At 72.8% G+C, this 5,443-nt stretch carries 3 protein-coding genes; 2 read left to right on the forward strand and 1 reads right to left on the reverse strand.

What is annotated here, in order from left to right; translation table 11 throughout:
- The first annotated feature begins 337 nt into the window (after nucleotides 1-337).
- Entirely contained in the window at nucleotides 338-2,659 is a 2,322-nt protein-coding gene (locus ACFW1A_RS38020) for a SulP family inorganic anion transporter (RefSeq protein WP_380417800.1), read from the forward strand.
- 103 nt (nucleotides 2,660-2,762) lie between these two features.
- Here ACFW1A_RS38020 and ACFW1A_RS38025 read toward each other — a convergent pair whose 3' ends face one another.
- Nucleotides 2,763-3,305 carry a hypothetical protein gene (locus ACFW1A_RS38025; protein WP_380417802.1) on the reverse strand — a complete coding sequence of 181 codons (543 nt, stop codon included), beginning with the start codon at nucleotides 3,303-3,305 and terminating at the stop codon, nucleotides 2,763-2,765.
- A 558-nt stretch (nucleotides 3,306-3,863) separates the two neighbouring features.
- Between ACFW1A_RS38025 and acs the strand changes: the two genes are divergently transcribed.
- The coding region (acs, locus tag ACFW1A_RS38030) for an acetate--CoA ligase (protein WP_380417805.1) at nucleotides 3,864-5,443 on the forward strand (1,580 nt) is incomplete at its 3' end.

Here is a 5,443-nt window from a genome sequence, read left to right on the forward strand (position 1 = left end):
GTGCGCGGCCGGCCCCTCGCGGCGTTCCACGCACGCGCCCGGGCGCTCGATCGGACCGCGCGCCACCCGCGAGGGTGAATATCGGCGCCAGCACTCCCGCACACGCATACGCTATGCAAAGCTTCCATTACTCAGCGTTTACCAACTCTTGATGCACCGACACTCGACCGAGGTCGAAGCACCGAGATCCTGCGGAGGCGACAGCTGCCGAGGGCCACCCGCCACCGGCGCCCAGGGCCGCGCCGCCACCGCCGGCCGTCGAGAGACCGCCAGCCGATCCCCCGCGCAGTCCCGCCACGGAGTCGACTGCGCTCGGCCCCCGAAGGACGAGAAGCCCATGACGCTCCACCCCACTCCCCCCTCCCCGCTCACCGACAGCACCGCCGACAGCCACGCCCCGCCGGTGTCCCCGCCCGCCCCGGGCGTCCCGGGCCGGCGCCGGCCGGCCGCCGCGGACCTCACGGCCTCGCTGGTGGTCTTCCTGATCGCGGTGCCGTTCTCGCTCGGCATCGCACTGGCCACCGGGGCCCCGCTGACGGCGGGTCTGGTCGCCGCCGCCGTGGGCGGGATCGTCGCCGGGCTGTTCGGCGGCACGCCGCTCCAGGTCAGCGGCCCGTCGGCGGCGCTCACGGTGATCACCGCCGGCCTGATCGCGCAGTACGGCTGGCAGGCTACCTGCGCGATCACCATCGCCGCCGGTCTGCTCCAGGTCCTGCTCGGGGCGCTGCGGGTGGCCCGCTCGGCGCTGGCCGTCTCCCCCGCCGTGGTGCACGGCATGCTGGCCGGGGTCGGCCTGACCATCGCCATCGCCCAGCTGCACGTGATGCTGGGCGGCGCCCCGCAGAGCTCGGCGCTGGCCAACCTGATCGCGCTGCCGGCCCAGCTGGCCGGTCCGCACCCGCCCGCGCTCGCCGTCGGCCTGCTCGCCCTCGGGCTGCTCTACGGCTGGCCGAGGCTGCGTCAGCTGCCCGGGCGCGCGGGCCGGATCGGTGCCGTCCTGGTCCGGGTACCGGCGGCCCTGGTCGCGGTGGCCGGCGGAACGGCGCTGGCCGTCGCGGGCCACTTCGAGCTGGCCCGGGTGGACCTCCCCAGCTGGCGCGAGCACGGCCTGGCCGCCCTGCCGCACGGCTCGGTCCTCGGGCTGCTGGGGGCGGTCGGCACGGTGACGGTGGTGGCCAGTGTGGAGTCGCTGCTCTGCGCCGTCGCGGTCGACCGGTTGACCGGCGGCAGCGGCGACCTCAACCGCGAGCTGCGCGGCCAGGGCCTGGCCAACCTGGTCACCGGACTGCTCGGCGGCCTCCCGGTCGCCGGCGGCGCGGTCCGCAGTTCCGCCAACGTCCAGGCCGGTGCGCGCAGCCGCTGGGCAGCCGTGCTGCACGGCACCTGGGTGCTGGTCGCCGCCCTCGCGCTGACCGGTGGCCTGCGCCGGATCCCGCTCGCCGCACTGGCGGCGCTGGTGCTGGTGGTCGGGATCCAGATGGTCAGCTTCGCGCACATCCGCCGGGTCCACCGGCACCGGGAGTTCACCGTCTACCTCGTCACCGTGGTCGGCGTGGTGGTGCTCGGGGTCCCGCTCGGCGTGGCCACCGGCGCGGCCACCGCCACCCTGCTCGCCCTGTACCGGCTCACCCGCGCCCACGTGGACGTGGCCCGGACCAGCGACGGCTCGGTCGAGGTGCACACCCACGGCCCGCTGACCTTCGTCTCGGTCCCCCGGCTGACCAGGGCGCTGACCGCGATCCCGGTCGGTGCGGCCGTCACCGTCTGCCACGACGGCGCCTTCCTGGACCACGCCGCCTACGAGGCGCTGCACTCCTGGCGCGCCGACCACATCGCGCGCGGCGGCCGGGTCGCCCTGCTGACCAGCCATCAGGACGGCGCGGCACTCGATCCCGACGGCACCATCCGGGCCGGTGAGGACGGTCCGCACCGCCGCCGCGCCTGGACCCCCTGGGTCGGCCACCACCGCATCGACCAGCAGGACGATCCGCACGGGCGTCTGCTGGACGGCGTGCGGGGCTTCCAGCAGCACACCGCGCCGCTGATCCGTCCCGAGCTGGCCCGGCTGGCGCGCGAGGGCCAGACCCCCTCGCAGCTCTTCCTCACCTGCTCGGACTCGCGCCTCGTCACCAGCATGATCACCAGTAGCGGTCCCGGCGACCTGTTCACCGTCCGCAACGTGGGCAACCTGGTGCCGGCCCCGCACGAACCCGGCGCGGCCGACGACTCGGTGGCGGCCGCGGTGCAGTACGCCGTCGAGGTGCTGGAGGTGCGCAGCATCACCGTCTGCGGCCACTCGGGCTGTGGTGCGATGAAGGCCCTGCTGGACGGGGTGCACGAGCAGCCCGGGCGGCCGACCGCGCTGGCCCGTTGGCTGCGCAACGGGCGCGGATCGCTGGCCCGGCTGGTCCGGGTCCCCGCCGAGTTCGCGGACCGACCGGTCGCCGACCGGATCGAGGAGCTCTGCATCACCAACGTGGTGCAACAGCTCGACCAGCTGATGGCCAATCCGGCTGTCGAGCGGCGCGTGCAGGCGGGCGACTTGCGGCTGGTCGGCATGTACTTCGACTTCGCCACCGCCCAGACCTACGTGCTGGACCAGGCGAGCGGACGGTTCGCGGCGGTGCCCGCCTGGCAGGAGCTGGCCAGCGCCGCCTGAGAGGTGGACCGGACCCGGCGGCGGGCCCGCCCCGCCGGGGTGCCCGCAGCGACATCGGCCGCGGGCACCCGGGGGTGGCGTTCGCCGGCCCGGTGAAGGACGGTCAGCGGATCAGCCGGCCGAGGTCGGCGGGGGTCACGTAGCCGGGCCAACGCCCGTCGTCGAAGAGCGTGATCCCCGCGTCCCGGTAGCACTGGTCCACCAGCTGGGAGCAGATCTGATGGCGGGTGTCCGCGACGTAGCCGCGCAGGACGGAATTGCCGGGCACCCGGAAGCGGTGCGAGGCCAGGGCTGCGTAGTCGAGGAAGCTGTAGGGGACCTTCAGGTAGCCGCGCGCAGCGGCGACGACGGCCGCGCGCTGGTCGTTGGTCAGCGCGATGTGGCCGGTGGACCAGCGGATCGGTCGACCCGCGTACTCGGCGAGCGGGGCCTGCCGGGCGCCACCCGGCTCGGCCTCGATCACCTCGTCGTCACCGACCAGGAGGAAGGCGTGTTCGTAGTCGGCGAACCCGTCGCCGTTGAGCCATTGGCCGACCCGGATCAGGCGACCGACTTCACCGGCCATCTGGACGACGGCGAAGTCGCCGGGTCTCGGCAGCGGGGCGGCGGAGGAGGGAGTTTCCGAAGTGATGGTGGTTTCCGACATGGATCAACTCCACGACTGTGCCGTGCCAGCACGGGAACAGCCCGGGCATCGCGCCGACAGGGGTCCACCGTGGTCGGGGCGGACGTGCCGGTCGTGGTCGAACCCCGATGGAAAGCCTGGGCGCAACCGCACTGTGCGCGCGACGGACTGACGACTCGGAACACCGCCGCGGTGCCACGGTGATCCCCGTCGAGCTGGTAGTTCCAGTGGAGTACCGGGTGTGTCGGCCGTCAAGGTTCGACGCACGGCGATCGGGTGAGATGCCCAGGTCCGCGCCGTCCTGACCGCGGTGCGCACGGGTCGGACGGCCCCGTGCCGTCGCGGCCGACCGGCGGGTCACCCGAGGCAGGCGGCCTCGAGTGATCACTAATCGATCAAAGGTCTACACCAATTTCTCTGGGCCCCTTGTCAACCGACCTGTTCGCCTGGTGAGCTGTGCGCTGGGACACACGGGACAATCCCTAGGCGGGAGAGGTCCCGCAGCATCGGGGCCACTCTCCGCGGAGCGTCACTGACCGCGGGGAGGGCGCCATGAACAGACTCGATGAGGAGTGTGCGTTGAGCAACGAGAGCCTGGCCAACCTGCTCAAGGAGGAGCGGCGTTTCGCCCCGCCCGCAGATCTCGCCGCGGCCGCCAACGTCACCGCGGACGCCTACGCCCGCGCGTCCGAGGACCGGCTGGGCTTCTGGGCCGAGCAGGCCCGCCGGCTCAGCTGGGACACCGAGCCGACCCAGACGCTGGACTGGTCGAACCCGCCGTTCGCGACCTGGTTCGCCGACGGCACCCTGAACGTCGCGCACAACTGTGTGGACCGCCACGTCGAGGCCGGCCACGGCGACCGCGTCGCCATCCACTTCGAGGGCGAGCCCGGCGACACCCGCACCCTCACCTACGCCCAGCTCAGGGACGAGGTCTGCCAGGCCGCCAACGCCCTGCTCGAACTCGGCGTCACCAAGGGCGACCGCGTCGCGATCTACCTGCCCATGATCCCCGAGGCCGTCGTCGCGATGCTGGCCTGCGCCCGCATCGGCGCCGCCCACTCCGTCGTCTTCGGCGGCTTCTCCGCCGACGCCGTCGCCTCCCGCATCCAGGACGCCGACGCCAAACTCGTCATCACCGCCGACGGCGGCTACCGACGCGGCAAGCCCTCCGCCCTCAAGCCCGCCATCGACGAGGCCCTCACCAAGGTCGACGGCGTGCGCCACGTCCTGGTCGTGCGCCGCACCGGCCAGGACACCGCCATCACCCAGGGCCGCGACCTGTGGTGGCACGAGACCGTCGCCCGCCAGTCCACCGAGCACACCCCCCAGCCCCACCCCGCCGAGCAGCCCCTGTTCATCCTCTACACCTCCGGCACCACCGGAAAGCCCAAGGGCATCCTGCACACCTCCGGCGGCTACCTCACCCAGGCCGCCTACACCCACCACGCCGTCTTCGACCTCAAGCCCGACACCGACGTCTACTGGTGCACCGCCGACATCGGCTGGGTCACCGGCCACTCCTACATCGTCTACGGCCCCCTGGCCAACGGCGCCACCCAGGTCATCTACGAAGGCACCCCCGACACCCCCCACCAGGGCCGCTTCTGGGAGATCGTCCAGAAGTACGGCGTCACCATCCTCTACACCGCCCCCACCGCGATCCGCACCTTCATGAAGTGGGGCGACGACATCCCCGCCAAGTTCGACCTGTCCACCCTGCGCGTCCTGGGCAGCGTCGGCGAACCGATCAACCCCGAGGCCTGGGTCTGGTACCGCGAACACATCGGCGCCAACCGCACCCCCATCGTCGACACCTGGTGGCAGACCGAGACCGGCGCCATGATGATCAGCCCCCTGCCCGGCGTCACCGAGACCAAGCCCGGCTCCGCCCAACGCCCCCTGCCCGGCATCGCCGCCACCGTCGTCGACGACAACGGCACCGAAGTCCCCAACGGCTCCGGCGGCTACCTCGTCCTCACCGAACCCTGGCCCAGCATGCTGCGCACCATCTGGGGCGACGACCAGCGCTACCTCGACACCTACTGGTCCCGCTTCCAGGGCCGCTACTTCGCCGGCGACGGCGCCAAGAAGGACGACGACGGCGACATCTGGCTGCTCGGCCGCGTCGACGACGTCATGCTCGTCTCCGGCCACAA

It is taken from the genome of Kitasatospora sp. NPDC058965 (assembly GCF_042741245.1).
GTDB lineage: Bacteria > Actinomycetota > Actinomycetes > Streptomycetales > Streptomycetaceae > Kitasatospora.

Coding starts and splice junctions, on each gene's coding strand:
- ACFW1A_RS38020 (WP_380417800.1), top strand. CDS start 338: ATGACGCTCCACCCCACTCCCCCCTCCCCGCTCACCGACAGCACCGCC.
- ACFW1A_RS38025 (WP_380417802.1), bottom strand. CDS start 3,305: ATGTCGGAAACCACCATCACTTCGGAAACTCCCTCCTCCGCCGCCCCG.